This is a genomic window from Nonomuraea corallina, from assembly GCF_027620315.1.
In the GTDB taxonomy this organism is placed as follows: Bacteria; Actinomycetota; Actinomycetes; order Streptosporangiales; family Streptosporangiaceae; genus Nonomuraea; species Nonomuraea corallina.
This window is the reverse complement of sequence record NZ_JAPNNL010000001.1, coordinates 76,003-97,225: the sequence shown is the minus strand read 5'-3', so window position 1 is coordinate 97,225 and position 21,223 is coordinate 76,003. Positions and strand designations below refer to the sequence as shown.

General features: G+C 68.3%; 27 protein-coding genes and 2 tRNA genes. 17 read left to right on the top strand and 12 right to left on the bottom strand.

What is annotated here, in order from left to right; translation table 11 throughout:
- The first annotated feature begins 337 nt into the window (after nucleotides 1–337).
- The 7 genes from OUY22_RS00520 (at nucleotide 338) to OUY22_RS36825 (ending at nucleotide 5,131) form a co-directional block, all read left to right on the top strand.
- Nucleotides 338–901, top strand: coding sequence for a dihydrofolate reductase family protein (locus tag OUY22_RS00520; protein ID WP_270152592.1), 564 nt, complete (start codon nucleotides 338–340; stop codon nucleotides 899–901).
- Between the two features lie 464 nt (nucleotides 902–1,365).
- Nucleotides 1,366–1,698, top strand: coding sequence for a hypothetical protein (locus tag OUY22_RS00515; RefSeq protein WP_270152591.1), 333 nt, complete (start codon nucleotides 1,366–1,368; stop codon nucleotides 1,696–1,698).
- A 57-nt stretch (nucleotides 1,699–1,755) separates the two neighbouring features.
- Nucleotides 1,756–2,595, top strand: coding sequence for a helix-turn-helix domain-containing protein (locus OUY22_RS00510; RefSeq protein ID WP_270152590.1), 840 nt, complete (start codon nucleotides 1,756–1,758; stop codon nucleotides 2,593–2,595).
- Between the two features lie 99 nt (nucleotides 2,596–2,694).
- Nucleotides 2,695–3,132 (top strand): ATP-binding protein, encoded by a 438-nt coding sequence (locus OUY22_RS00505; RefSeq protein WP_270152589.1) that lies wholly within the window; start codon nucleotides 2,695–2,697, stop codon nucleotides 3,130–3,132.
- Between the two features lie 52 nt (nucleotides 3,133–3,184).
- On the top strand, nucleotides 3,185–4,024 hold the full coding sequence (locus tag OUY22_RS00500; protein ID WP_270152588.1) for a sigma factor-like helix-turn-helix DNA-binding protein: 840 nt from the start codon (nucleotides 3,185–3,187) through the stop codon (nucleotides 4,022–4,024).
- Between the two features lie 2 nt (nucleotides 4,025–4,026).
- Entirely contained in the window at nucleotides 4,027–4,848 is an 822-nt protein-coding gene (locus tag OUY22_RS00495) for a protein phosphatase 2C domain-containing protein (protein WP_270152615.1), read from the top strand.
- Between the two features lie 31 nt (nucleotides 4,849–4,879).
- Complete coding sequence (locus OUY22_RS36825) at nucleotides 4,880–5,131, top strand: tyrosine-type recombinase/integrase (protein WP_408638083.1); 252 nt, start codon at nucleotides 4,880–4,882, stop codon at nucleotides 5,129–5,131.
- Nucleotides 5,132–5,189: 58 nt separating this feature from the next.
- Here OUY22_RS36825 and OUY22_RS00485 read toward each other — a convergent pair.
- Both OUY22_RS00485 and OUY22_RS00480 read right to left on the bottom strand, forming a co-directional pair.
- A tRNA-Ser gene (locus OUY22_RS00485) sits at nucleotides 5,190–5,279 on the bottom strand.
- Between the two features lie 169 nt (nucleotides 5,280–5,448).
- Complete coding sequence (locus OUY22_RS00480; RefSeq protein WP_270152586.1) at nucleotides 5,449–6,012, bottom strand: YceI family protein; 564 nt, start codon at nucleotides 6,010–6,012, stop codon at nucleotides 5,449–5,451.
- Between the two features lie 99 nt (nucleotides 6,013–6,111).
- Between OUY22_RS00480 and OUY22_RS00475 the strand changes: the two genes are divergently transcribed.
- A complete protein-coding gene (locus tag OUY22_RS00475; RefSeq protein ID WP_270152585.1) occupies nucleotides 6,112–6,636 on the top strand; it encodes a MarR family winged helix-turn-helix transcriptional regulator in 525 nt (174 codons plus the stop codon).
- Here the strand turns inward: OUY22_RS00475 and OUY22_RS00470 are convergent.
- Entirely contained in the window at nucleotides 6,599–7,102 is a 504-nt protein-coding gene (locus OUY22_RS00470; RefSeq protein WP_270152584.1) for a SigE family RNA polymerase sigma factor, read from the bottom strand. The two genes, OUY22_RS00475 and OUY22_RS00470, sit on opposite strands and share 38 nt — an antisense overlap.
- Before the next feature lie 200 nt (nucleotides 7,103–7,302).
- Here OUY22_RS00470 and OUY22_RS00465 point away from each other — a divergent pair, with 200 nt between their 5' ends.
- Nucleotides 7,303–8,244, top strand: a complete 942-nt coding sequence (locus OUY22_RS00465; RefSeq protein ID WP_270152583.1) for a hypothetical protein — start codon at nucleotides 7,303–7,305, stop codon at nucleotides 8,242–8,244.
- Nucleotides 8,245–8,249: 5 nt separating this feature from the next.
- Nucleotides 8,250–9,047 (top strand): MauE/DoxX family redox-associated membrane protein, encoded by a 798-nt coding sequence (locus tag OUY22_RS00460; protein ID WP_270152582.1) that lies wholly within the window; start codon nucleotides 8,250–8,252, stop codon nucleotides 9,045–9,047.
- Between the two features lie 97 nt (nucleotides 9,048–9,144).
- Here the strand turns inward: OUY22_RS00460 and OUY22_RS00455 are convergent, their stop codons facing one another.
- Nucleotides 9,145–10,326, bottom strand: coding sequence for an ATP-binding protein (locus OUY22_RS00455; protein ID WP_270152581.1), 1,182 nt, complete (start codon nucleotides 10,324–10,326; stop codon nucleotides 9,145–9,147).
- Nucleotides 10,327–10,557: 231 nt separating this feature from the next.
- Between OUY22_RS00455 and OUY22_RS00450 the strand changes: the two genes are divergently transcribed.
- On the top strand, nucleotides 10,558–11,016 hold the full coding sequence (locus tag OUY22_RS00450; RefSeq protein WP_270152579.1) for a MaoC family dehydratase: 459 nt from the start codon (nucleotides 10,558–10,560) through the stop codon (nucleotides 11,014–11,016).
- Nucleotides 11,017–11,091: 75 nt separating this feature from the next.
- On the opposite strand, the gene OUY22_RS00445 is transcribed toward OUY22_RS00450, so the two are convergent.
- From OUY22_RS00445 to OUY22_RS00420, 6 genes are all read right to left on the bottom strand, one after another.
- Nucleotides 11,092–11,364 carry a hypothetical protein gene (locus tag OUY22_RS00445; RefSeq protein WP_270152577.1) on the bottom strand — a complete coding sequence of 91 codons (273 nt, stop codon included), beginning with the start codon at nucleotides 11,362–11,364 and terminating at the stop codon, nucleotides 11,092–11,094.
- On the bottom strand, nucleotides 11,361–12,914 hold the full coding sequence (locus OUY22_RS00440) for a radical SAM protein (protein ID WP_270152575.1): 1,554 nt from the start codon (nucleotides 12,912–12,914) through the stop codon (nucleotides 11,361–11,363). The genes OUY22_RS00445 and OUY22_RS00440 overlap by 4 nt, the downstream gene beginning before the upstream one ends.
- Nucleotides 12,911–13,642, bottom strand: a complete 732-nt coding sequence (locus OUY22_RS00435) for a prolipoprotein diacylglyceryl transferase (RefSeq protein WP_270152574.1) — start codon at nucleotides 13,640–13,642, stop codon at nucleotides 12,911–12,913. The genes OUY22_RS00440 and OUY22_RS00435 overlap by 4 nt, the downstream gene beginning before the upstream one ends.
- Nucleotides 13,643–13,758: 116 nt before the next feature.
- Complete coding sequence (locus OUY22_RS00430) at nucleotides 13,759–14,070, bottom strand: hypothetical protein (protein ID WP_270152573.1); 312 nt, start codon at nucleotides 14,068–14,070, stop codon at nucleotides 13,759–13,761.
- A gap of 10 nt (nucleotides 14,071–14,080) precedes the next feature.
- On the bottom strand, nucleotides 14,081–14,716 hold the full coding sequence (locus tag OUY22_RS00425) for a response regulator (RefSeq protein WP_270152571.1): 636 nt from the start codon (nucleotides 14,714–14,716) through the stop codon (nucleotides 14,081–14,083).
- A gap of 99 nt (nucleotides 14,717–14,815) precedes the next feature.
- On the bottom strand, nucleotides 14,816–15,949 hold the full coding sequence (locus tag OUY22_RS00420) for a sensor histidine kinase (RefSeq protein WP_270152569.1): 1,134 nt from the start codon (nucleotides 15,947–15,949) through the stop codon (nucleotides 14,816–14,818).
- Between the two features lie 131 nt (nucleotides 15,950–16,080).
- Between OUY22_RS00420 and OUY22_RS00415 the strand changes: the two genes are divergently transcribed.
- Complete coding sequence (locus OUY22_RS00415) at nucleotides 16,081–16,626, top strand: hypothetical protein (RefSeq protein ID WP_270152568.1); 546 nt, start codon at nucleotides 16,081–16,083, stop codon at nucleotides 16,624–16,626.
- Between the two features lie 57 nt (nucleotides 16,627–16,683).
- Nucleotides 16,684–16,756: transfer RNA gene (locus OUY22_RS00410), tRNA-Arg, on the top strand.
- Between the two features lie 136 nt (nucleotides 16,757–16,892).
- Here the strand turns inward: OUY22_RS00410 and OUY22_RS00405 are convergent.
- Nucleotides 16,893–17,678, bottom strand: a complete 786-nt coding sequence (locus tag OUY22_RS00405) for a hypothetical protein (RefSeq protein WP_270152566.1) — start codon at nucleotides 17,676–17,678, stop codon at nucleotides 16,893–16,895.
- A gap of 334 nt (nucleotides 17,679–18,012) precedes the next feature.
- Here OUY22_RS00405 and OUY22_RS00400 point away from each other — a divergent pair, with 334 nt between their 5' ends.
- Nucleotides 18,013–18,510, top strand: a complete 498-nt coding sequence (locus tag OUY22_RS00400; protein ID WP_408638082.1) for a transposase — start codon at nucleotides 18,013–18,015, stop codon at nucleotides 18,508–18,510.
- Nucleotides 18,511–18,564: 54 nt separating this feature from the next.
- On the opposite strand, the gene OUY22_RS00395 is transcribed toward OUY22_RS00400, so the two are convergent.
- A complete protein-coding gene (locus tag OUY22_RS00395; protein WP_270152564.1) occupies nucleotides 18,565–18,822 on the bottom strand; it encodes a hypothetical protein in 258 nt (85 codons plus the stop codon).
- On the opposite strand from OUY22_RS00395, the gene OUY22_RS00390 reads away from it, so the two are divergent.
- From OUY22_RS00390 to OUY22_RS00380, 3 genes are read left to right on the top strand one after another with little or no spacing between them, the layout of a single operon-like run.
- Nucleotides 18,802–20,127 carry a hypothetical protein gene (locus OUY22_RS00390; protein ID WP_270152562.1) on the top strand — a complete coding sequence of 442 codons (1,326 nt, stop codon included), beginning with the start codon at nucleotides 18,802–18,804 and terminating at the stop codon, nucleotides 20,125–20,127. The two genes, OUY22_RS00395 and OUY22_RS00390, sit on opposite strands and share 21 nt — an antisense overlap.
- 4 nt (nucleotides 20,128–20,131) lie before the next feature.
- On the top strand, nucleotides 20,132–20,668 hold the full coding sequence (locus OUY22_RS00385; RefSeq protein WP_270152560.1) for a hypothetical protein: 537 nt from the start codon (nucleotides 20,132–20,134) through the stop codon (nucleotides 20,666–20,668).
- Complete coding sequence (locus OUY22_RS00380; protein ID WP_270152559.1) at nucleotides 20,665–20,952, top strand: hypothetical protein; 288 nt, start codon at nucleotides 20,665–20,667, stop codon at nucleotides 20,950–20,952. Before OUY22_RS00385 ends, OUY22_RS00380 begins: the two co-directional genes overlap by 4 nt.
- Nucleotides 20,953–21,223 lie beyond the last annotated feature (271 nt).

Here is a 21,223-nt window from a genome sequence, read left to right as displayed (position 1 = left end):
ACCGCGCGTCACCACACGCCGCCCTACCTCGCAGAGCAGGTGAACAGGCTCTCGGCGACCTGTGCGGGTAACGGCGCGAGCGGCAGGCCCGCGTCGGCCACGAGAGTGCTCACGAGCATGAGGGGCGATCCTGCCCGAAGATGATCACAGCCGCATGTCGTTTGATCTCCGCCCCTTGAAGGGCCTCGACCCCATTACTTGATCACGCACCCAGCCAGTGGACCCGGCGCCGATGATTTCCGGGCGGCGGTGTCGTCTAAGGCATCAGGTACAGCCCACAGACGCTGCGGCCCGGGACACACGTTCCCCGACGACTCGAGACCACGGAGTCCTGATCATGCGGAAGCTGATAGCGACGGTATTCAACTACTCCCTCGACGGCCTGCTCGCCGACGAGGGCACCGAGTTTTCGAGGTTCTGCTTCGCCCTGCCGGAGAACCGCGACCCCGACGACCCGGCGCACCTCGACTTCCTCCGGAGCGCGTACGCGCACCTCATGGGCCGTACCGCCTACGAGAGCATCGCCGGGGCCATGACAACGTCCACCGACCACCCGTTCGCCGACATCCTGAACGCCGGACGTAAGATCGTCTTTTCCCGGACCCTGAAGACGGCCGACTGGGCCAACACCACTATCGCCACCGGTGACACGACAGAAGAGATCGACAAGCTCAGACTGGGCGGCGACGGCCACATCGTGGTCTGGGGCGGCGTCGGCCTCTGGCGATCGCTCATGCGGCTCGATCTGATCGACGAGCTCCAGGTGAGCATGTTTCCCTACGTCGCGGGCGAGGGCACCCGGCTGTTCGACGGCGTCCCCAAGTCCTACCAGCTCGAACTGGTCTCCAGCACCGCCTCCAGCAACGGGATCGTCTATCTGCGCTACCGGCGACCCCGCTGACCCAGCGACCGGCCACGCACCGGCAGTGAGGAGAACGGCAACCTTGATCAAAAAGGCCCTCTCCCCGTACTCGGGAAGAGGGCCTTTGCAAATCAGGATCGGACACGTCGATATACGGAAACTGGCCTGCTGAACCTCGGCGACCAGTAAAGGCGGCCTTCAGGCGGTGGCCTTCCCGATCATGCATCCTGGAACGTGTGACCATGCCGCAACTCCCCGACCCGTTGCCACACTTCTACGACTGCGGCTGCCCGGACATCTACTTCTGCCCAGCGTCCGTCGAGGTCGAGTGCCCTCGCCACAGCGGTTTCTCTGTCTGCTGCGACAACATACCCGGTCACATTCTCGTGCGGACGCACACGCCTCCCATCTGAGCCACTTACGGTCCTGAAGCGAGGCGCGGCGATCATCCCGGAAGCCAGAGCGCCCCGCCGGAGGCATGAAGGGGGTTCGCTGTGCGCTTGATGAGGCAACTGACGGGCTGGTTCTGGCGAGCCGATGTGGCATTGGGTGGCGGTGCCAAGCCCCATCGCGGTCAACGGTTCTCTGCGGCCCATCCTGTCCGCCTCGGGTTGGTCACCGGCGCTGCTGTCGGCGGCTTCCTCGTCCTCTTCCTGCTGATCGGTGCCGCAACGGGATGGGAATACGCCTTCGCGCAGTCCACCCTGCTCTTTGGTCTCTGCGTTGCCGCCTTCGCTGGGGTGAGCATGATGGGCATCGGCTACTTCGAGCGCTGGCGTCAGCGCCACTATGGGCACTATCCGCATGAGATTGGGGATGCGCGCGGCAGCCCTTGATCCTCAAGAGAACAATTCGGCAATGACCGGCACAGCGGGAGTGGTAGAACGCTCGGTGTGGAGGATCGACGGGATCGCTTGCGGGCATTGGGTGAACTGTTGCGAAGGCTGCGCAAGCGGGTTGGGCTGACTGGTAAGGAACTGGCGCAGCGTGCTCAGGTCGCTCAGCCCACCGTTTCCCGGATAGAGACCGGTCGGCTGCTTCCAACGCCTGAGACCGTTGAGCGTCTGGTCGACGCTCTTGGGCTGGATGGGGATGAGCGGGCAGAGCTGGATGCCCTGCTCGCTCGGCTGCGTGATGAGGTGTCTCGGCTCAAGGGTGGGCTTGCCGGTCGGGAGGCGGCCAACGCTGCTCGATTGCGTGCGGCGCGGCGGGTGGTGTCGTTTCAGTCAGCGATGATCCCGGCACTCTTGCAGACCCCCGAATACGCCAGGCTCGCGCTGGCGATCGGCCGCGATGTTGATGAGGAGGACGCGGCCAAGGCGGCGGCCGTTCGATTGAATGCCCAAGCGGTGTTGTTCGAGGCGGATCGAGAGTTCGCGTTCCTGTTGACTGAGGGAGCGGTCCGGACCTGGCCGGGGTCACCGGCGCTGATGGTGGCGCAGATTGATCGGCTGGCTCAGGTGTCCACAATGCCGCATGTCCGGCTCGGAGTTGTGCCCTGGGCGGTAGAGGCGCCGGCCTTTCCGCTGCATGGGTTCACGATCTACGACGGGGGCGCGAGCGTCGTCGAGAGCTTGACCGGTGATCTCACGATGACTCAGGCGCATGAGATCGCGGCTCACGAGGAGACCTTCGAGCTGTTCGGCAACGCTGCGGTGTACGGGGATGAGATGCGGGATCTTCTCTGGCAGATCGCCCAGGACATGAGGAACCTGGCAGCCCACACTCGCTAGGACACGTATTTATACGTGGAATACCTTGAGCTTGCTGTAATGCTGCTCATACGCTTGGTGCTTGGAGGCGTATAGTCCCCTAGACACCAGGAGTTTCCCGTGTCGGCTTGGTGCATTTCTCGCTACTTCCTCGGGTCCACCGTCTCGATCACCGAAGCCCGGCGCTTCGTCACCACGTTCCTCAAGGGCTGGCCTAACGTCGCGACGGCCGAACTGATCGTGAGCGAACTGGCTACGAACGCGATACGGCACTCGGCGAGTGGACGGTTCGGGGGTCGCTTTCTCGTGACCATTCGCGGCGATGCCGGGCGGTTGTGGATCGCCGTCCTGGACGAAGGGGGGCCGGGTAGGCCGCAAATCTTCCCCGAGTATCCCGACCTTGAAGGCGGGCGCGGGCTGCGGATCGTGTCCGAGGCGGCGTCAGAGTGGGGCGTGCTGGGCGACCACAGAGGCCGGACCGTCTGGGCTTCGTTGGACGACGCGGCAGTAGATCCAAACCCGGCGAACCACTCGAATGCATACCGTCAAGGGAGATAGACGGCATTCTGTCTAGGGGCCTAGACTCTCGGCAATGATCCGAGGGGGACCATTGCCATCGAACGACGCGGAGCGGATCGCCGCGATCGAAGATCCGTACCAACTGCTCCGGGTTGCCACCGAGCGCCTGAACGCCGCGCAGCAGGAGGTGACCGAGCTGTCACGTCTTCGCCGGCGGGTCATCCAAGAGCTGCACGCGCAGGGCATGTCGTACGCCCAGATCGCCAAGGAAGCCGGCCTCACCCGCGGTCGGATCCACCAGATCCGCCACACCGGTCCGGCCCCCGAAGGAGCCTTCTTCGGCCAGGGGACGATCACGCTGATCACGCCTCTGAAGCGGGAAGCCCGGCAAGCACGCCCTGTCGTCGCTGTGGAAGACGTCGCGGCGGCGAAGCGACTGGAAGATCTCGCGCGTGGGTTCGACCTGGCCGTGGAGCTGGAGCACGTCCCCCTCGGTGGCGACGTCAACCTGAATCGACCCAACCTCGTGGTGATCTGCGGGCCACGGCTCTCTACGGTCATGGGGGAGCTGTACGAGCGGGACCCGGTGCTGGAGTGGGTGAAGGAGGACGTGTGGACGCTTCACGACACCCGGACCGATGAACGCTACCGGTCGGGCTCCGATGACGAGCCCGCGCGGCCGATCGACTACGCCTATCTCGGACGCCTTCCCCGCCCCGATGGGGCAGGCCACGTCCTGGTCTTCACCGGCATCCACCCTCAAGGGACGCTCGGCGTGGTCCGGCTCCTGCAAACCGAGTTGGCGGCCCTATGGGGCCGAGTGGCGGACAAGCCGTTCTCGACGGTCGTGTCCACGGAGTACGAGCCGGAGAGCGGGGAACCCGTGAAGGTCGAACTTGCCAGTCCGCTCTACCGGCACCAGGAGGGGTGAGCATGCGCGTCGCGCTGGCCACCGAAGCGGCTCCGGGACGTCCCAACGAGGACTTCGCCGCAGTGAGCGCAGACGCGGCGGTCCTCCTCGACGGGGCCGGCACGCCCGGGGGCTCCGAGTCCGGCTGCTCACATGGGGTCGCTTGGTTCGCTCGCACGCTGGGCTCCTCATTGCTGGCCGCCATGACGCAGAAGCGCGAACCCTTGCCCGAGCTGCTGGCAGGCGAGATCAAAGCTGTGGCCGGCCTGCACGAGGACACCTGCGACCTCGGCCACCCCGGTTCGCCCTCGGCGACCGTGGTGATGCTCCGGCGTACGGACGACGCTCTCGAATGGCTCGTCCTGGCGGACTCCAGCCTGGTCCTCGGCACGGGCGGCACCGCAGAGCCGATGGTCATCTGCGATGATCGCGAAGCGCAGGTCGGTGCTCGCTACCGCAGCGCTATGGACGCCCTCGACTCGGGCAGCCCCGAGCACCAGGCCGCCCATCGCGACTACGTAGAGGCGTTGCGTGCGCACCGCAACCGCGACGGCGGCTTCTGGGTCGCGGTCACCGACCCCCTCGCCGCCGACCAGGCCCTTACGGGGACGGCTCCAAGGGAGTCGGTCCGCACGGCCGTCCTCCTGAGCGACGGCGCATCCCGCCTCGTCGATCGCTTCCACCTCGCCACCTGGCGACAAGCCCTCGACCTGCTCGACCAGGAGGGTCCGGAGGCGTTGATCAGCCGCGTACGCGCGGCCGAGTACAGCGACCCCACAGGATCCCGATGGCCGCGAGGCAAGACCTTCGACGACGCCACCGTGGTCACGCTCTCGCTTCCCTGATCACCCGCCTGGCCCATGCCGGTTCTCGCACCTGATCGATAGCCGCTGGAAGGCCATCCTCAAGCAGGCCGGCGTCCGGGACGTCCGGGTCCACGACGCCCGGCACACCGCCGCGACGCTCCTCATCGAGCAGGGTGTGAACATCCGTGTCGTACAGCAGGTTCTCGGTCACACCCGCGTGACGACCACCGAGCGCTACACCGCTGATGCGCGATGCGGGGGCACGACTCGCCTCCGCTCTCTGGGGGAAGCCATAGCCGTGCAACTGGGACTGCAACTCTGACGCCCACAGAGATCAAAAAGGCCCTCTCCCCATCTACGGGAAAAGGGCCTTTCACCTGCGGAGGATCGGGGATTTGAACCCCGGATGGGCGGTAAACCCAAACCGCATTAGCAGTGCGGCGCCATAGACCTGACTAGGCGAATCCTCCTGGTAGCCGTGTGGCCAGGGTTAGCGTACCGGCCTTCGGCCCAGGCGGCAAAGCGGTTGTCCTGTGCACCTACCGCGAGTCTTCCACACCCTGTGGGTAACCGGCTGTGGAAAAGGGCCCGCCCCTGGTCGGAGGCGGGCTTCGGGCTGTGGATAACTGTGGGCAAAGGTCAGGCGGCCGGGTTGGCCTCGCCCTCGATCTCGATCTTGACGGTCTTGCCGACCAGGACGCCGCCCGTCTCCAGGGCCTGGTTCCAGGTCAGGCCGAACGCCTCGCGGTCGACCTCCGTGGTGATCGAGAAGCCCCACACCGGCTGGCCCCACGGGTTGGTGCCGGCGCCGCCGTACTCGACCGCGAGCTCGACTTCCTTGGTGACGTCACGGATCGTCAGGTCGCCGACGACCGTGAACTCGTCGCCGCCGGCCGCGACGACGCGCTTGCTCTTGAAGGTGATCTGGGGGAACTTCTCGACGGAGAGGAAGTCGTCGCTGCGCAGGTGGCCGTCGCGGTCGGCGACGCCGGTGCTGATGCTCTCGGTCTTGATCGTGAGCTCGGCGGTCGACTGCAGGAGGTCCTCGGCGATCGTGACGGTGCCGGAGAAGTCCGAGAAGTTGCCGCGGACCTTGCTGACCATCATGTGCTTGACGACGAAGCCGATGGTGGTGTGGGCGACGTCGAGGGCGTAGGTGCCCGGGGCGGGGATGGTCAGGCCGTTCCAGGTGCGAGTGCTCATGAGGGTTCCTTCGGACAGACGAGCTTGTTGTGCGGACAGTTGCGACAACAAACATCTACAGGAGGAATATTCCCTCCGTCAACTATCGTCATCTACAGTATGACGGTGACCAACATGAACGACCCTCGGCTGACGGCCATCGGGCTGCTGTCCGAGGTGTACGCGGGGCTGACGGCCCGGATGCAGGCGGTGTTCAACGCCGCCGGGCTGTCGGAGATCGACTTCGAGACGCTGATCAGGCTCGGTCGCTCGCCCCGGCACGCGCTGCGCATGACCGACCTGGCGGCTCAGACCGGCCTGTCCACGAGCGGCGTGACCCGGGTGGTCGACCGTTTGGAACGTGACGGCTTGGTCATCCGCGAAGCGTGCGCCACGGATCGTCGCGCCTCGTACGCCACCCTCACCCCGGCCGGGCTGGCGAAGCTGGACGAGGTGCTGCCCCAGCATCTGGCCGACGTCGACGAGCTTTTCACCGGCCCGCTTCCCGAGGAGGAGCTGACGGCGTTCCTGGCCACGCTCCGCAAGATCAGGAGCGTCGTACGACCCTGCGCGACGGCCGGAGCCGAAGACACGACGCCGGCCGGGGCTACAGGGGCGGCCGGAGAGGTGACAGCTCGGTCCTGAGCTTGGCCATCGCCCGCGACACCGTGCTCTTCACCGTGCCGACGCTGATGCCGAGCCTGTTGGCGATCTCCGGTTCGGTCATGTCCTCGTAGTACCGCAGCACGATCGCGGCCCGCATGCGGTCGGGCAGCCCCTGCAACGCCTGCTCCAGCCGCTCGTGCAACTCGCCGGAGGCGGCTTCCGCCCCGGTGGCCATGTCGGGCAGGTCGTCCGAGGGGTACTCTTCCAGCTTCCGCCGCCGCCACTGCGAGATGTTGATGTTCACCATGGCTCGCCGCACGTACCCGTCCAGGGCGGCTCTGTCCTGGATGCGATCCCAGGCCAGATATGTCTTGGTGAGCGCGTTCTGCAGCAGATCCTCCGCGTCCAGCGGGTGTCCGGTGAGCTGCCTGGCGGCACGGAGCAGCGCCGGCCCGCGCGCTCGCACGTACTCGCGGAACTCCTCTTCCCACCTGGCCGTCTGCATCGTGGCCAGAATCGCAGGCCCGCGGCCTGATCAGGCTGAACCGCAAATCAGGTTTCGGCCCGCCGACGATAAAGGTCCGTCAAGGTCGGTGGCGGAATGTGCGACGCCGGATGTCATCTCCTTCACTGGGGGATGCGTATTTTGCTCTCCTCTGCGGCAAGTGACACGACCTCTCCGTCAACCGTGTGACCCTATGAGTCATGGCGTATCCGAGCGTTGACCGCAGGCGGACGCTGGCCGCGGCGGTGCTGGGCCGCGAGCAGGGCTTCCCGGGGCAGACGGCCGGGGGAGCGCCGCTCCGCGCGGTCACCGGCCAGATCCGCGACATCAGCCCGCACCTCGTCCTCGTCGAGACCCCCGATGGCGCGGACGAGCGCCTGGTGATCGCGCCGTGGGCGAAGGCCTGGCACGGCGGCGACGTCGCGCCCGCCGACCTGCCCCTCGGGGCCAGGGTCGTCATGCGTACGCGCGAGGGCCGCGTGGTCGAGCACATCTGGGCCGAGACGCTCCGCATCACCGGCACGATCAGGTCCTGGGAAGGCCGCAAGGACGTGCGGGTCGAGCTCGACTGCGGGCCGCACCGGGGCCGCCGGACCATCGTCATCCCGTACCGCGCGACCGGCAGGCTGCGGGTGCGCCACCCCCAGTTCGAGCCGGGCTACCTGTTCGACGCGATCGGGGTCAGGAAGGACGGGACGGCGCTGGCCGTGCTGCCCGCCACCTCCCAGCCCGCCTACCCGGCGCGCTCGGTCCCGCCGCCGCCGCCCGCCTACGGCGGCACGACCGCCCGGATCTCCGGCACCGTCACCTGGTCCGACGCCTTCGACGAGGACGAGTGGGGAGCCTCCTACCCCATGGTGGAGCGCTCGGACGCCGGCTGCCCGGACGCCGGGGTGTCGTGCGCGGGCCTGCCGTACCTCGCGCTCGGCTCGCTGCTGCAGGTGCACAACGTCTGCACCGGCCGCTCGGCGAACGTGCCGATCGTCGCGTGCGGATGCGTCGCCGGCCGCTTCTGCGACCGCTGCGTCGAGTGCGACACCTCTCCGCGCGGGCGGATCGCCGAGCTGTCGCCGCTCACGTACGTGGAACTTGGCGGAGACCTGGTCAAGGGCTGTTTCAACGCGCAGATCGGATTGGGGTGAGGGACGTGCTGGCATCGCAGCTGCCGGTCCTGATCGTGCTGCTGTGTCTCGGCGCGGCGGCGAAGGTCGCGGTCAGCCGGTCCGGCAGGGAGCCGACCGCGCTGGCCAGGCTCGGGCCGGCCGTGCTGGTGCCCGCCCGCTTCCAGGCCCCGGCGCTGTTGGTCTGCGCGGCGGGCGAGTTGGCGCTGGCGGCCGGGCTGCTGCTCTCCACGCACCCGGCCATCCGCTGGGCGTCGGTCGCGTTCTTCTCCATGTCCACGTACGTGCTCCTGGAGCTGCGCCGGCGCCGGCCGGACGCGGGATGCGGATGCTTCGGCGAGGTCAGCTCGGCGCCGGTCGACGTACGGTCGATCGCCAGGACGATGACGCTGGCCGGGCTGGCCGCGCTGTCGGTGTGGGCGCCGGTGCCCGGGTGGGTGGCGTTCGCCCAGCCGTCGTGGGGGTTCCTGCTGGCCGGGCTGGTGGTGCTGGCCGTGCTCTCGCCCGAGATCGAGGAGCTGGTCGAGCGAGTGAGGCACCGGGCCCCGTGCGAGCAGCGCCCGGGACCCGCCGAGGGGGTCATGCTGGCGCGGCTGCGGGCGAGCGGCACGTGGCGCGCCGAGCGGGAGCGGCTCGCCTCGCCCGAGCCGTACGACAGCTGGCGCGAGCTGTGCTGGCGGTTCTTCGTCTTCAAGAACCACGAGCATGACGACGTGGTGTTCGCCGTGTTCATGGCCGGCCGCCGACCCGCCGTGAGGGTGGCGGTGGTCGCTGCGGACAACGAGTCTCTGCCCTCGTATGCGCCCGTATCGGTTTGGCGCTAGAGAGGGCTAGATTTCCCTCGACAGGCATGACGATTTAACTCTATTGGGCTATCTAGCTTCCCCTCTAGACAACCCAATAGAGGACTAGGGGTGCCGTCTAGATCGGTTGGGCACGCAGGAACCTCCCGAAGTGCGGCACGGTGAACGCGATCAGCCCGCGCTCGGCGCTGTAGATCAGACCCTTCTTGATCAGACTGTCGCGGGCGGGGGACAGGCTCGACGGCTTGCGGCCCAGCGCCTCCGCCACCTCGGCGGTCGCCACCGGCTCGTCGCCGATCTCGGCCATGGCCCGCATGTAGTCGCGCTCGGCCGGGGTCGCGCGCTCATAGCGGCTGCCGAAGAAGCCCACCGCCAGCTCCTCCTCGGCCTCCGGCGCCGAGACGCGGACGTCGTCGAGCGTGATCGGGCTGCGCGGCGCGAGGTCCCAGGCGACCTTGCCGTAGGCCTGCACGAAGTAGGGGTAGCCCTCGGCCGCGTCGTAGAGGGCGTCGAGCGCCTCCTGGGTGAACTCGACGTCCTCCTCGCGGGCGGGCAGCATGAGCGCCAGGTCGGCGGCCTCGCGGTCGAGCTTGTCGATGCGGGCGTAGCGGAAGAGCCGCTCGGAGTAGCTCTTGCTCGCCGACAGCACGCTCGGCAGGTGGGGCAGCCCGGCCCCGACCACGATCAGCGGGCCGCCGCTCTGGGACAGCTCGTGGCAGGCGGCGCACAGCGCGGAGATGTCGGCGGGCTGGACGTCCTGCATCTCGTCGATGAACAGCGCGATGCCCACGCCCAGGTCGGTCGCCACCCCGGAGGCGTCGACGAACAGCTCGGTGAGGTCGATCTCCAGGTCGCCGGAGTCGGCCCGGCCGCGCGTGGCCGGCACCTCGATGCCGGGCGACCAGTGGGAGGTGCCCTTGGCGGCGGACGGGTCGCGCATCGCGAACGCCTTCAGCACGCCGAGGAACTCCTCGATGCGCTCCGGCGCGCGGTGGCGCGGGGCCAGCTCGCGGATCGCCATGTGGAGGGCGGCGGCGACGGGCCTGCGGATCGACTGGTCGGGCCTGGCCTCGATCTTGCCGGTGCCCCACAGTCGCTGGATGGCCATCGAACGGAACGTGTTGAGCAGCACGGTCTTGCCGACGCCGCGCAGGCCGGTGACGACCATGCTGCGCTCGGGCCGCCCGCGGGCCACCCGCTCCAGCACGACCTCGAACTGCTGCAGCTCACGGTCGCGCCCGGCGAGCTCCGGGGGACGCTGTCCGGCTCCGGGAGCGTAGGGATTGCGCACAGGATCCACGCTCTCCGACTTTATTGCGCCATATAGCGGCCGTCTTAGATTCGGGAAGAAAGCGCGACGGCGTGTCCGGGCAGAGGGCACTGCGAGCACCGCCACTGGACACACCCCCCTTCCACCAGGCCGAACCTCTGTTCGACTCGCGTGCCTACGACTGTAGCGCGGACTCGAACAGGTGCGCGATGATTTCAGGTAAAGATCTTCGCAACGGCCCGGCTGATAACGTTCGGCCTCATGCGGACCTTCGCGAACATCCAGGAACTCAAGGACGGCGTCGGCGAGACCTTCGGCCCCACCGAGTGGCGCACGATCACCCAGGACCGGGTGAACCTGTTCGCCGACGCCACCGACGACCACCAGTGGATCCACGTCGACGTGGAACGCGCCAAGGAGGGCCCCTTCGGCGGCACGATCGCGCACGGCTACCTGAGCCTGTCGCTGCTGCCGTCGTTCATGTTCGAGCTGATCCGCGTCGAGGGCATCCAGATGGGCGTCAACTTCGGCCTGAACAAGGTCCGCTTCCCCCGCCCCGTCCCGGTCGGCTCCCGCGTCCGCGCCACCGCCGAGCTGACCAGCGTCAAGGGCACCCCGGCGGGCTACCTGTCCGCGCTCAAGATGACCGTCGAGGTCGAGGGCGAGCGCCGCCCCGCCTGCGTCGCCGAGACCCTCTCCCTGTACGTGCCTACCGAGTAGTGCAACAGAACCGCCCCTCCAACGGTCCCTGGATTCGTGGACCATTCGGCGGAACTCGACGAGTGACGCTCGCCGTCAGGTGAAGGACAGCACGATCGCCGTCACCGCCGCCAGCGCGAGCACGCCCAGGTAGGCGAGCACCAGCCGGGTGTCCCGGAGCAGGCACTTGCTCCGGGTCAGCCCGGCCCGCCGCGCCTTCCAGTAACCCGCGAACCCCAGCCCGGCGAAGGCCAGCAGCGCCCACGGCCCGAACAGCCAGGCGAGCAGCGCGATCGTCGCGTACACACACAACCGGAGCGGATCGTACGGCGCGGGATCTTTTTCGGCCGGTCGGTACGGCGCCGTCACGGGAGCACCTCCAGCGGGAGCCGCAGCCGAGGCTCGGACGCCACCGCCGACAGCCGCTGCGCCGAGAGCTGCGGCCACGCCTGCACCGCGCAGAACGGCGCGCACTGGTCCTGGCCCGCCCGCGTGCCCACGTGCACGCAGCACTGCGTGAGCCGCTCCTCGATCATGGTCGAGAGGTCCATGAACGGCTTGATGGTGATCCGGACTACCCGCTCGCCCATCATCCGGCGCAGCTTCTTGCGCCGGCCGGGCAGGGCCGACGAGGCCAGGGTGAGCAGGGTGGAGACGCCGAGGTCGCAGTTCTCGCAGATGTTCCGCCACAGGTCGCCGATCTGCGGGTGCGACAGCGATGACTGTTCCGACAGCAGGCCGAGCAGCGACTCCTGCACCGCCAGGCGCAACTCGCGGGGGATCTCGCTGTCGGCGATGCGATTGGAGACCAGGCCCAGGTTCTCCTTGAGCCGGTCGTGACCGATCAGCGCCGTCAGCGAACGCCACGCACCGGAGTCGTCACGGATGAGGTAGCCGACCGAGCAGCAGTGCGGGTGGGAGCACGGCAGCGCGGTCAGGTCACGCCACGTCACCAGCCCGCCGGTCTGCGGGCCGAGCCGCTTGAGCACGCCCGTGTGGGTCAGCCGGTCCATCGGGTCGATCGCCCCCGACCTGCCGGAGCCGAACTGGGGCTGCAACGACACCCCGCCCACGAACGGCGTGTCGAGCGCAAGGCGGACGACGTCGCCGATCTCGCCGTCGTTCACGCCGAGCGCCGCCGTCATCACCAGCGTGGTGAAGATCTCCCGTGCCGAGAGCCGCTCCACCGCCTGCCGCTTGAGCCCGCGCAGATCACCGCCGCGGTGGTGCCTGGACGCCTCCGCCGAGGAGCCGTCGTACTGCAGGTAGACCTCCACCCGCTCGCGATGCTCGGTGAGCAGGTCGAGCAGGGCGTCGTCGCGGGCGATCAGCACGCCGTTGGTGTTGATCAGGATGCGCGTGACCGGGCGTCCGGCCAGCTCGCGCAGCAGCGTCTCCAGCTCGGGATGCAGGGTCGGCTCGCCGCCGCTCAACATGAGCACGTCGAGCCTGCCGTTCTCCCTGGCCAGCCGCTGGTCCACGTTCGCCAGCACCTCGGCGACCGGCACCACGCCGCTCAGCTCGGGCGAACTGCCGGCGAAACAGGTCGGGCAGCGCAGGTTGCACGCCTCCGCGATGTCCTCCAGCAGGATGCACGTGTGCTGCGTCTGCAGCTCGGGAAGCCCCTTCAGGTACGCGGCGGGCACCGGGTCGAAGTTGCCCGCGAGATCCGGCACGTGCTGCTTGGTCGGCGCGGTCCACTCCTCCAGATAGGCCAGGATCTCCGGGTCCTCGTCGTAGAGGGTGCGCACCAGCCCGTGCTCCCGGCAGCCGCGCTCCAGCCACACCCTGCCGTCGCGTACCGCCAGATAGCCGCTCAGCCGCTCCACCCGGTCGAGGTCGCGGCCGTGGCAGTGCGGGCAGAACGCGTTCACGTAACGGACGATCCGGTCGCCTCTCAGCCCCATCCCCGCGCTCATGTCATCACCTTCCGCCTGAAGAGGGCATCGTAGTAACCGCGCCGCCACCCGTACCCGAGCCTCAGCCCGAGCAGCAGCATCCCCGGCAGGAGGAAGCACTGCGGGCCTGTCAGCCCCAGCCACAGCACGTCGTTCGCCCTGGTGAACTCCACCAGGAACCGGAAGCCCGCGTACGCCGCGACGTACAGCGTGAACAGCTCACCCGGCCGGGTCAGCCGTCCCCGCGCCCACACCAGCGCGGCGAACGCGACCAGGTCGAACACGATCTCGTACAGGAACGACGGATGCATCGCCTGGCCCGCCAGGCAGCCGGGGCAGTCGGGCGTGCTCGCCGGGGCGTGGATCCCCCACGGCAGGCCCGTCGGCCGGCCCGGCGCCTCCGTCAGGTGACAGCCGATCCGGCCCACCGCCATGCCGAGCGCCACCGCCGGAGCGAACAGGTCACCCGTCCGCTCCCGGTAACCGATGATCCGCTTGGCGACCAGGACCCCGAGGTACGCGCCGGTCAGCCCGCCCAGCACGCTGCGCGACCCATACAGCCACAGGTGCCGCAGGTCGAACGTCTCCAGCCAGCCGGCCAGGCGCATGCCGATGGCGCCGCCGACCAGCGCGCCGGTGACGGCGATCAGCGACTGCTCGTGCAGCGCGCCCCTTCTGCGGGCCTCCAGGAAGAACACCACCGAGGCGACCGCGACGCCGAGGCCGACGAAGATCTCGTGCAACGGCATGTCACGCGCCATAACCGAATCGATGCCCAGGGGAGTGCTGCCCGGTGGTGTCGTCATCTTCTCCCTCTCGACCGCCGGCCAGGCTGGGGAGCCGCCGGTGGACGCCCGCCTGACGCTCAGGCGTACAGCCCCGGGTTGAGCCCCGTGCACCAGCCGGCCGACACGATGGACACCAACGCCCAGCCGATCATCAATCCCAGGCCCAGCCCTTTGGCCCACGGTGTGCGCACCAGCAGCAGACCCACCCCGCCGCCGATGGCGCCCAGGAACAGGAAGCCCGCGGCCACGCCCAGCACCGCGGGGGTGGCCAACGACACGGCGATGAATCCCACCACGACGTTGAACACGACATAGGCGAAGACTCCGAGGGCCGCGAGTCCCACGACCACACCGGTGGACCGGGGCTGCTGAGGCGGTGGCATGCTCACGGCGCCCACCTTACGGTGCCGCGTCCCCCGAGTAATAGATGGCCGCCTGCACCCGGCTCTTCAGGCCCAGCTTGCCGAGGACCCGGCTGACGTGCGTCTTCGTCGTGGCCTCCGCCATGTCGAGCTCCTTGGCGATCTCCGCGTTGGACAGCCCCCGCCCGATGCACGCCAGCACCTCCCGCTCACGGGGCGTCAACGTCTTCGGGTCGACCGGCTCCCGCCGCGCCGGCGCCTGCTCCGCGAACGCCCTGATCAGCTTGCGCGTCACCCCTGGCGAGATCAGCCCGTCGCCCGCGGCCACCAACCGCACCGCGTCGACCAGGGCCTCCGCGTCGGTGTTCTTCAACAGGAACCCGGCGGCGCCGGCCCGCAGCGCGCCGAACACGTACTCGTCCACGTCGAACGTCGTCAGAACCAGCACGTCGGTGATCCCCACCAGCTCGGCGGTGGCCGAGATCCCGTCCATCCGCGGCATCCGGATGTCCATCAGCACCACGTCGGGCCGCAGCTCGCGCGCCATGGCGACCGCCTCCACCCCGTCGGCCGCCTCCCCGACCACCTGGATGTCGCCGGCCCCTTCGAGGATCAGCACGATCCCGGCCCGCACCGCCGCGTGATCGTCAGCCACCAGCACCTTGATGCCCACTCAACCCACCTCGCCCTTCACCCGCTTGCCCGGGGCGCGCCTCGCCACCCGCCCGCGTAAGAACCGCTGCCGGCCTGTGCCTCCATCACCGGGTATGGATCACGTGGCCTGACCTTCCGGCGCCGGGAACGTGGCCGCGACCCGCCAGCCGTTCTCGTGCGGGCCCGCCTCGAACGTCCCGCCCACGAGGTTGGCCCGCTCCTTCATCCCCACCAGCCCCGCACCGGCCCCCGGCAGCCGCCGGTCCCGCTCGCCCAACGGGTTGTCCACGGTGATCGACACCTGGTCGTCCTCGTACGCCAGCCGAACCCTGGCCGGCGGGTCACCGTGTTTGAGCGCGTTGGTCAGTGCCTCCTGGAGGATCCGGAAGGCCGCCAGATCGACCGGCACGGACAGGTCGCGCGGCCGCCCCTCGACGCGCAGCTCGGTGGTCAGGCCGGCCTGTCTCGACCGCTCCACCAGGCCCTCGGCGTCCCGCAGCCGATGACGCATGGCCTCACCCTCGTCGCCTTCCTGCCGCAGCAGCCCGATCATGGAACGCATCTCGGCCATGCCCTTCACACTGTTCTCCCGTACGGACTCCATGATCGTCCGCACGGTCGCCGGATCGAGGTCCTTGCGGGACAGCGCGGCGGTGGACTGGATGGCGATGGCGCTGAAATGGTTGGCGATCATGTCGTGCAGCTCGCGCGCCATCCGCGTCCGCTCCGCCGTGATGGCCGCCTGACGGTCGAGCTCCGCCAGCCGCGCCACCTGCTCGGCCCTGGCCCGCTCGGCCGCCGCCTGGTCGCGGTGCTGGCGCAGGATCTGGGCCGTGGTCACCGGAGTGACCAGGATCAGCCCCACCTGGACCATGTTGAGCGCGAGCGCCCGCCAGTCGGACCACAGGAACCCCGTCACCGCCCCGAACCCCACCGCCGTCACCGCCGTGATCGCGAGCAGCCAGCGGGAGAACCGGGCCGGCCCGTAGAGCGCGGCGGCGTACAGATTGTCGGTGTAGACCAGCATCGTCCCCAGAGACGGCCCCACCAGCACGTCCATGACGAACCCCACCGTGCCCAGCCCCAGCGAGCCGAGCGGCGACCGGTAACGCAGCAGCACGGCCAGGCAGGTGATCGCCAGCGGGATGACCAGCAACCACTCGGGCACGTCGCGCTCGATGCGGGCCCCGGCCCCGATCAGGACCAGCCCCACGAGGAAGGCCAGGCCGGCCCACAACGGCACGCGGTTCATGCCCACATCCCACCACCTCGCGCGACCGGGTGAATCCTTCGCGGGGCCGCCTGTGGATACACACTTCGATGTATCCACAGGCCGTTCCCCAAGAGGATGTTTCTGCCTCACGGAACGCCAGACTGGACAGTGTGATCGTCGCCGTCATCATCGCCTGCGAAATCGGGTTCTGGGTCCTGCTCGGCCTCGGACTCGCCTGCCGCTACCTCTGGAACCGCCGCGCCCTCAGCACCGCCCTCCTGGTCAGCGTCCCCCTGCTGGACGTGATCCTGCTCGCCGCGGCGGTCGTCGACATCCGCGGCGGCGCGACGGCGGACTTCAAGCACGGCCTCGCGGCCGCGTACCTCGCCTACTCGATCGTGTTCGGCCATAGCACCCTCAAATGGGCCGACGCCAGATTCCACCACCGCTTCGGCGGCGGCCCCCCGCCCCCACGCCCGCCCAAGCGCGGCCCCGCCAGGACCCGCTACGAGTGGATCTTCTGGCTGCGGATCGTCCTCGCGTACGGCCTCGCCTGGGGGATCGTGCTGATCCTGGGGCTGCTCGTCGGCGCGCCGGAGCGGATGGGGCCGCTGTACGAGTTCCTCGGGCAGGCGGCCAAAGTCCCGCTGATCGCCCTGATCTGGCCGGTCAGCCAGACGATCTGGCCGGGGAAGGAGGAGCCCATGCGGTCATGATTGCCGTAACTGGTTCGAGGTACGGCTCAAGACCCGCTATGCTTGCTTACGCAGCGAGCGGCCGTAGCTCAATGGATAGAGCATCTGACTACGGATCAGAAGGTTAGGGGTTCGAGTCCTCTCGGCCGCGCTTCAGGTCAAAGGCCCTCCGGGATCATCCCGGAGGGCCTTTTTCGTGGCCGTACAGCAGCGTCGTACAGCAGCGCAGCCCGACACAGCCGATCCCCGGCGGACAGCTCATGCCGACGGGACGCCGGCCGCTCTACTCAGGCGCCGTCGAGGCCCTCTCGTAGGCGGCGCACCCAATCCTCGGGGAAGACCTGCTCAAGCCGCTCCCTGCTGGTCTCCAACAGTCCCTCCTTCGCCAAGGGAAGGAGGGCGCCGTCCTGAACGGCCTTGTGATTCTCGGGCGCGGGACAGATCAGGACGGCGAGGATCCGGCATCCTCGTTGGATCTCCTCGATCCCCGTCGTGTGGATCATGCTCTTGATGGGCCCCCATGCTGTCCGTACGGCGAGACCCACCAAAGCATCGAGCAGAACGCTGCGACCCTCGGCCTTCCGGGACTGCAGGATGACCGTCGTCACGTACCCCGGGATTCGGTCCATGGCCTTCGAAAGTTTTTCGATAGCCTCGGCCACGGCGACGAGAAGGTCGCACCATAAATCACTGTTGAGTTGCCTCCTGGCCTCTCGTGGCCTGCTCCCGCCGAACTTCTTATCGAGCTCCTGGATCACGGGGCCGGCGAGGATGTCTCCGATTTCCTGGATGCGGTCGATGGTGTCCGGGTTTTCGGATAGCCAGTCAACGAGGTCGACCGTGGCGCTATCGGTGGCTGCCGCCTGTCTGTCCCTGGATGGCTTGCGCCGCCCTACGGGGGGCCGGGTTTTGGCCCAGGCAAGGTCACTGTCGTCTCTTGCCTTTTGACGAGCAACGGGAGAGGGGTCTCGGGCCAACGAGAGACCGTTGGTCCAGCCGTGCTGTGCCCCTCCACAGGCGGAGCATCCGCAGTAATGCCCCTTGGCCCGCTCGCAGATCACAGGGTGCGTCATTCGCTCTCCGCCTCGTCCAGCCTAGTGAACTGGCGCCTCACCGGAGGCCCCATTCTTTTGAACCACAACCAGCGAGAAGTGAAATGACCACCGTAGCCAGTCCGGCATATCCCTTCGGTTATGACGGATCGGGTGGACAAACACGTAGGCCCCCTGGGATATCCCAGAGGGCCTATAAGTGGTACCGAAAGATTAGTTATGTCTCGCTTGAACGGTCGAGGCTCTGATTGAGCCGGTCAAGCGCCTTAAGGGTTTCGGGGCTGGGGATCTGAGTGTAGATATCCATGGTCATCGAGATCTGCGAGTGACGCAGGATGCGCATAGCCACGCGCGGATGCAGCTGGAGCGGTGGCGACTCAGCCGCGCGACCCACGACTCCGCAAAGATCGTCACTGATCTGGCCCTCACGCTGGCGCTCGGCGGAGATTGCCTGGCCGACATCGCGATGCTGCGCTCCCAGCCCGAGCTGTTCGGCCCGGTCGCCTCCGACCCGACGGTCTCGCGCCTGATCGACCGGCTCGCCGCCGACCCCGTCTGCGCATTGAAGGTCATCCGCGCCGCCCGCGCCACAGCCCGCCAATGCGCCTGGCAGCTGGCCGGCCACCGAGCCCTCGGAGCCGACGACCAGCCCGTGATCGTCGACCTCGACGCCACCATCGTCATCTCCCACTCCGACAAACAACACACTGCACCGACCTGGAAGAAAAACTACGGCTTCTATCCGATGGCCGCTTTCGCCGATCACGTGTCCGGAAGTCAGCGGACCCTTCAATCCCGGGTTCCCACCCATTCCGGATTGAGGGGAAATGCGTCCTCGATTCGACCTAAATAGCTGGGGACGCCGCCCCGGCCGGTCCCTTGACCGGACACCGGAGCGGGCTTACGGTCAGTGACATGGGCGAATCTCCACATATTTCAGCACAGTTGCGCGCAGGCGAGCAACGCCCACGGTCTCCCCCGTACACCGGAAATCCGGCGAATCGTAGATAAAAGGTGGAGATAAAAGCAACGGAACGGAAAGAAGAGGATCATCATGAGTGATGATTGCGGACATTGCAGCGGCATACAAGAACGTGTCAACGAGATCTGCAAGAAGAACGGGTGGCAGGTCAACCACCTCGTCATGATTTTCGATCTGGAGCACCCGGACGGCTGTTACTGCACGTGCTCGTGCCTGGCGTTCGGGACCCCGGTGCAGACCGGCGACGGCAGCTTCCAGGCCATCGAGAAGTTCCGCGTCGGCGACACCGTGCTCGCGTGCGGGCCGTCGCTGTCGTGGCGCCCGGTCCGGGTCGAGTTCAGCAACGGCACCCCCGGCGTGGCGGTGCAGCGGTACACCGTCCTGGTCGTCTACAAGGACACGTCGATCGCCGTCACGAGCGATCACCTGTTCCTCATGTCGGACCGCAAGCTCAAGCGCGCGGACCGGCTCGCCCCCGGCGACGAACTCCTCGACATCCAGGGTGGCCCGGTGCCCGTGAAGTCGGTGCACATCGGCAACATGCATGCCGGATTCCACCACATCGCCACGAGTGTCGGCGACCCGGGTCCGTCGCTGGACGACCACCTGATCAACACCAACGGAGTGATCAGCGCCGACTACGCCCAGCAACTGTTCTACCGCCGGCCGCAGAACCGCAATGGCGCCTCGCTCAGCTTCGTGGAGTCGCACGAGGACCTGCCGGTGATCGGCTCGCCGGAGTACATCGCCAGCCACAGCGACGCCTGCCTCAAGGCACCCGAGCAGGCGGAGTCGTTCCGGGCTGCGACCGGGGACACCCACCTGCGGGTATCACGGTCGAACCTGCGCGACATCGACGAGACCGGCGTGTTCGTGCCGGCCGACGCCACCCGCATCGAGGTTCCGTCGTACGCGATGCCGTTCCTGCCGCCGGAGGAGGCGGAGGCGCGCGCCGCGGCGCCGAAGCGGGCGTTCAACGACCCGCAGTCGCGGAGCTGGACCGAGTGGCTGCTCGGGCACCACGGGCACTTCTACGACGACATCAGCTTCACACTCGACTGGGCCAGCAACGATGTCAACGCGTACGCCTGGGTGGAACGCGGCACCGGCCAGCGCCGGGTCGACATCAAGGGCGGGCTGGTCCGCGACGTGGCGCTCGAGCTCGAGGGCATCGCCCTGGTGATTGCTCACGAGATCGGCCACCACAAGGGCGGCGAGCCCACCGGCGGGCATCCCGACGGGCTGTCCTGCGAGGGGCAGGCCGACTACGCCGGCGTGGCCTGGGTCATGCGCCAGGTCTGGTTCGGCAGCCAGTACCCGGCCACCGTCAGAGCGGCGATCGCGCAGATGGCCGACCTGTTCGGGGTTAAGAACGACCCCACCGCCCCGAACGGCAACGCTGGCTGCGCCCACCCGGCGGGCAAGTGCCGGATCGCCACGTACTACCGGGCCGCGGCGCTGACCGCCAAGCCTGGGTGCGCGGGGTGATCCCTTGACCCATCAGTCGAGCATCGGGACCGAGCAGATCCGTGAACGCCTGTCGGAGCTGCTCGGCCCCGGTGCCGGTGAGATCTCCGACGACGTGGTCCTGGCCGTGGTGGACGACCCGCTGTACCTGCACCACCTGCTGATCTCCCGGCAGACACCGGCATTCCTGCGTCTGCTGCTGGACTCGCCACCGGAGACCGCGGGCGCGTCGCCGGTGCCGCGGTCGGCCGCGAAGCTGTCCCGGCAGGCGGCGAGCTCGTTCTGGAAGTGGGCGAAATCGGGCTTCGAGTTCGTCCCGGACGAGCAGTACGAGCGCCGGCTCGCCGCCTGCCGGCAGTGCCCGCACCTCACGGACCCGCCGCAGAGCAAGCTGTACGACGTCGCGACGGTCGCCCGCCGCGGAGACGACCGCAAGATCTGCGACCTGTGCGGGTGCGTGGTGGCGAGCAAGGCGAGGATCCCGTCAGAGACGTGCCCGGACCCGCGGCCGGGCAGGGGGGACGTCAACCGATGGGGCGAGAAGGTGGGGTCGCCGCAATGACGGAACATCCGACCGGCGTGCGGGGCGTGCGGATCATCGACAACGGTCTGCGCTCGTTCGTGCCGCCGTGCTTCTGCTTCGAGCTGCGCGCCGGTCCCGGCGAGGGCCACCTCGTCGCGACCGTTTCGCAGATCGTGCTGCCGACCGGCGAGGTGCTGGAGAGCGGGTTCGCCGCGGGGCAGGAGCTGGGTCTCGAGCCCGGCGCGCCGCACGACGGCTTCATCGAGCCGTACGAGGCGGGCCCGCGCGGCGACCGCGGCGCCCGCTTCACGGTGACGGCGTGAAGGGACACCTTCCGGCCCAGGCCAGCGATCTGCCCGGCGATACGCCGGTATCCTCAGCCCGGATTTTCGGCTGCCAAGCACAGGTGACTTCGGCGGCCTCGGGGCAGGATTCGCGCGAGCGCGGTAACGATCGCCCGGTTCGCCCACGACGGCCGGGGCACGGCCACCTGGCGGCGGACATCGCACAGGCGCATGGCGCCCATGCCATCGTGCGGCAAATCGAGCAGGCGAGAACGGAGATCTAACTAGGCGTAAAGCCCTCCTCGCGTTC

Bases quoted from the DNA above. Each gene is read 5' to 3' on its own strand.
- OUY22_RS00420 (WP_270152569.1), bottom strand. From the start codon at position 15,949: ATGAACCGCGTGCCGTTGTGGGCCGGCCTGGCCTTCCTCGTGGGGCTG.
- OUY22_RS00380 (WP_270152559.1), top strand. From the start codon at position 20,665: ATGACGGAACATCCGACCGGCGTGCGGGGCGTGCGGATCATCGACAAC.
- OUY22_RS00520 (WP_270152592.1), top strand. From the start codon at position 338: ATGCGGAAGCTGATAGCGACGGTATTCAACTACTCCCTCGACGGCCTG.
- OUY22_RS00390 (WP_270152562.1), top strand. From the start codon at position 18,802: ATGATTTTCGATCTGGAGCACCCGGACGGCTGTTACTGCACGTGCTCG.
- OUY22_RS00465 (WP_270152583.1), top strand. From the start codon at position 7,303: ATGGCGTATCCGAGCGTTGACCGCAGGCGGACGCTGGCCGCGGCGGTG.
- OUY22_RS00405 (WP_270152566.1), bottom strand. From the start codon at position 17,678: ATGACGCACCCTGTGATCTGCGAGCGGGCCAAGGGGCATTACTGCGGA.
- OUY22_RS00450 (WP_270152579.1), top strand. From the start codon at position 10,558: ATGCGGACCTTCGCGAACATCCAGGAACTCAAGGACGGCGTCGGCGAG.
- OUY22_RS00495 (WP_270152615.1), top strand. From the start codon at position 4,027: ATGCGCGTCGCGCTGGCCACCGAAGCGGCTCCGGGACGTCCCAACGAG.
- OUY22_RS00515 (WP_270152591.1), top strand. From the start codon at position 1,366: ATGAGGCAACTGACGGGCTGGTTCTGGCGAGCCGATGTGGCATTGGGT.
- OUY22_RS00400 (WP_408638082.1), top strand. From the start codon at position 18,013: ATGCAGCTGGAGCGGTGGCGACTCAGCCGCGCGACCCACGACTCCGCA.
- OUY22_RS00440 (WP_270152575.1), bottom strand. From the start codon at position 12,914: ATGAGCGCGGGGATGGGGCTGAGAGGCGACCGGATCGTCCGTTACGTG.
- OUY22_RS00470 (WP_270152584.1), bottom strand. From the start codon at position 7,102: ATGCAGACGGCCAGGTGGGAAGAGGAGTTCCGCGAGTACGTGCGAGCG.
- OUY22_RS00480 (WP_270152586.1), bottom strand. From the start codon at position 6,012: ATGAGCACTCGCACCTGGAACGGCCTGACCATCCCCGCCCCGGGCACC.
- OUY22_RS00435 (WP_270152574.1), bottom strand. From the start codon at position 13,642: ATGCCGTTGCACGAGATCTTCGTCGGCCTCGGCGTCGCGGTCGCCTCG.
- OUY22_RS00475 (WP_270152585.1), top strand. From the start codon at position 6,112: ATGACGGTGACCAACATGAACGACCCTCGGCTGACGGCCATCGGGCTG.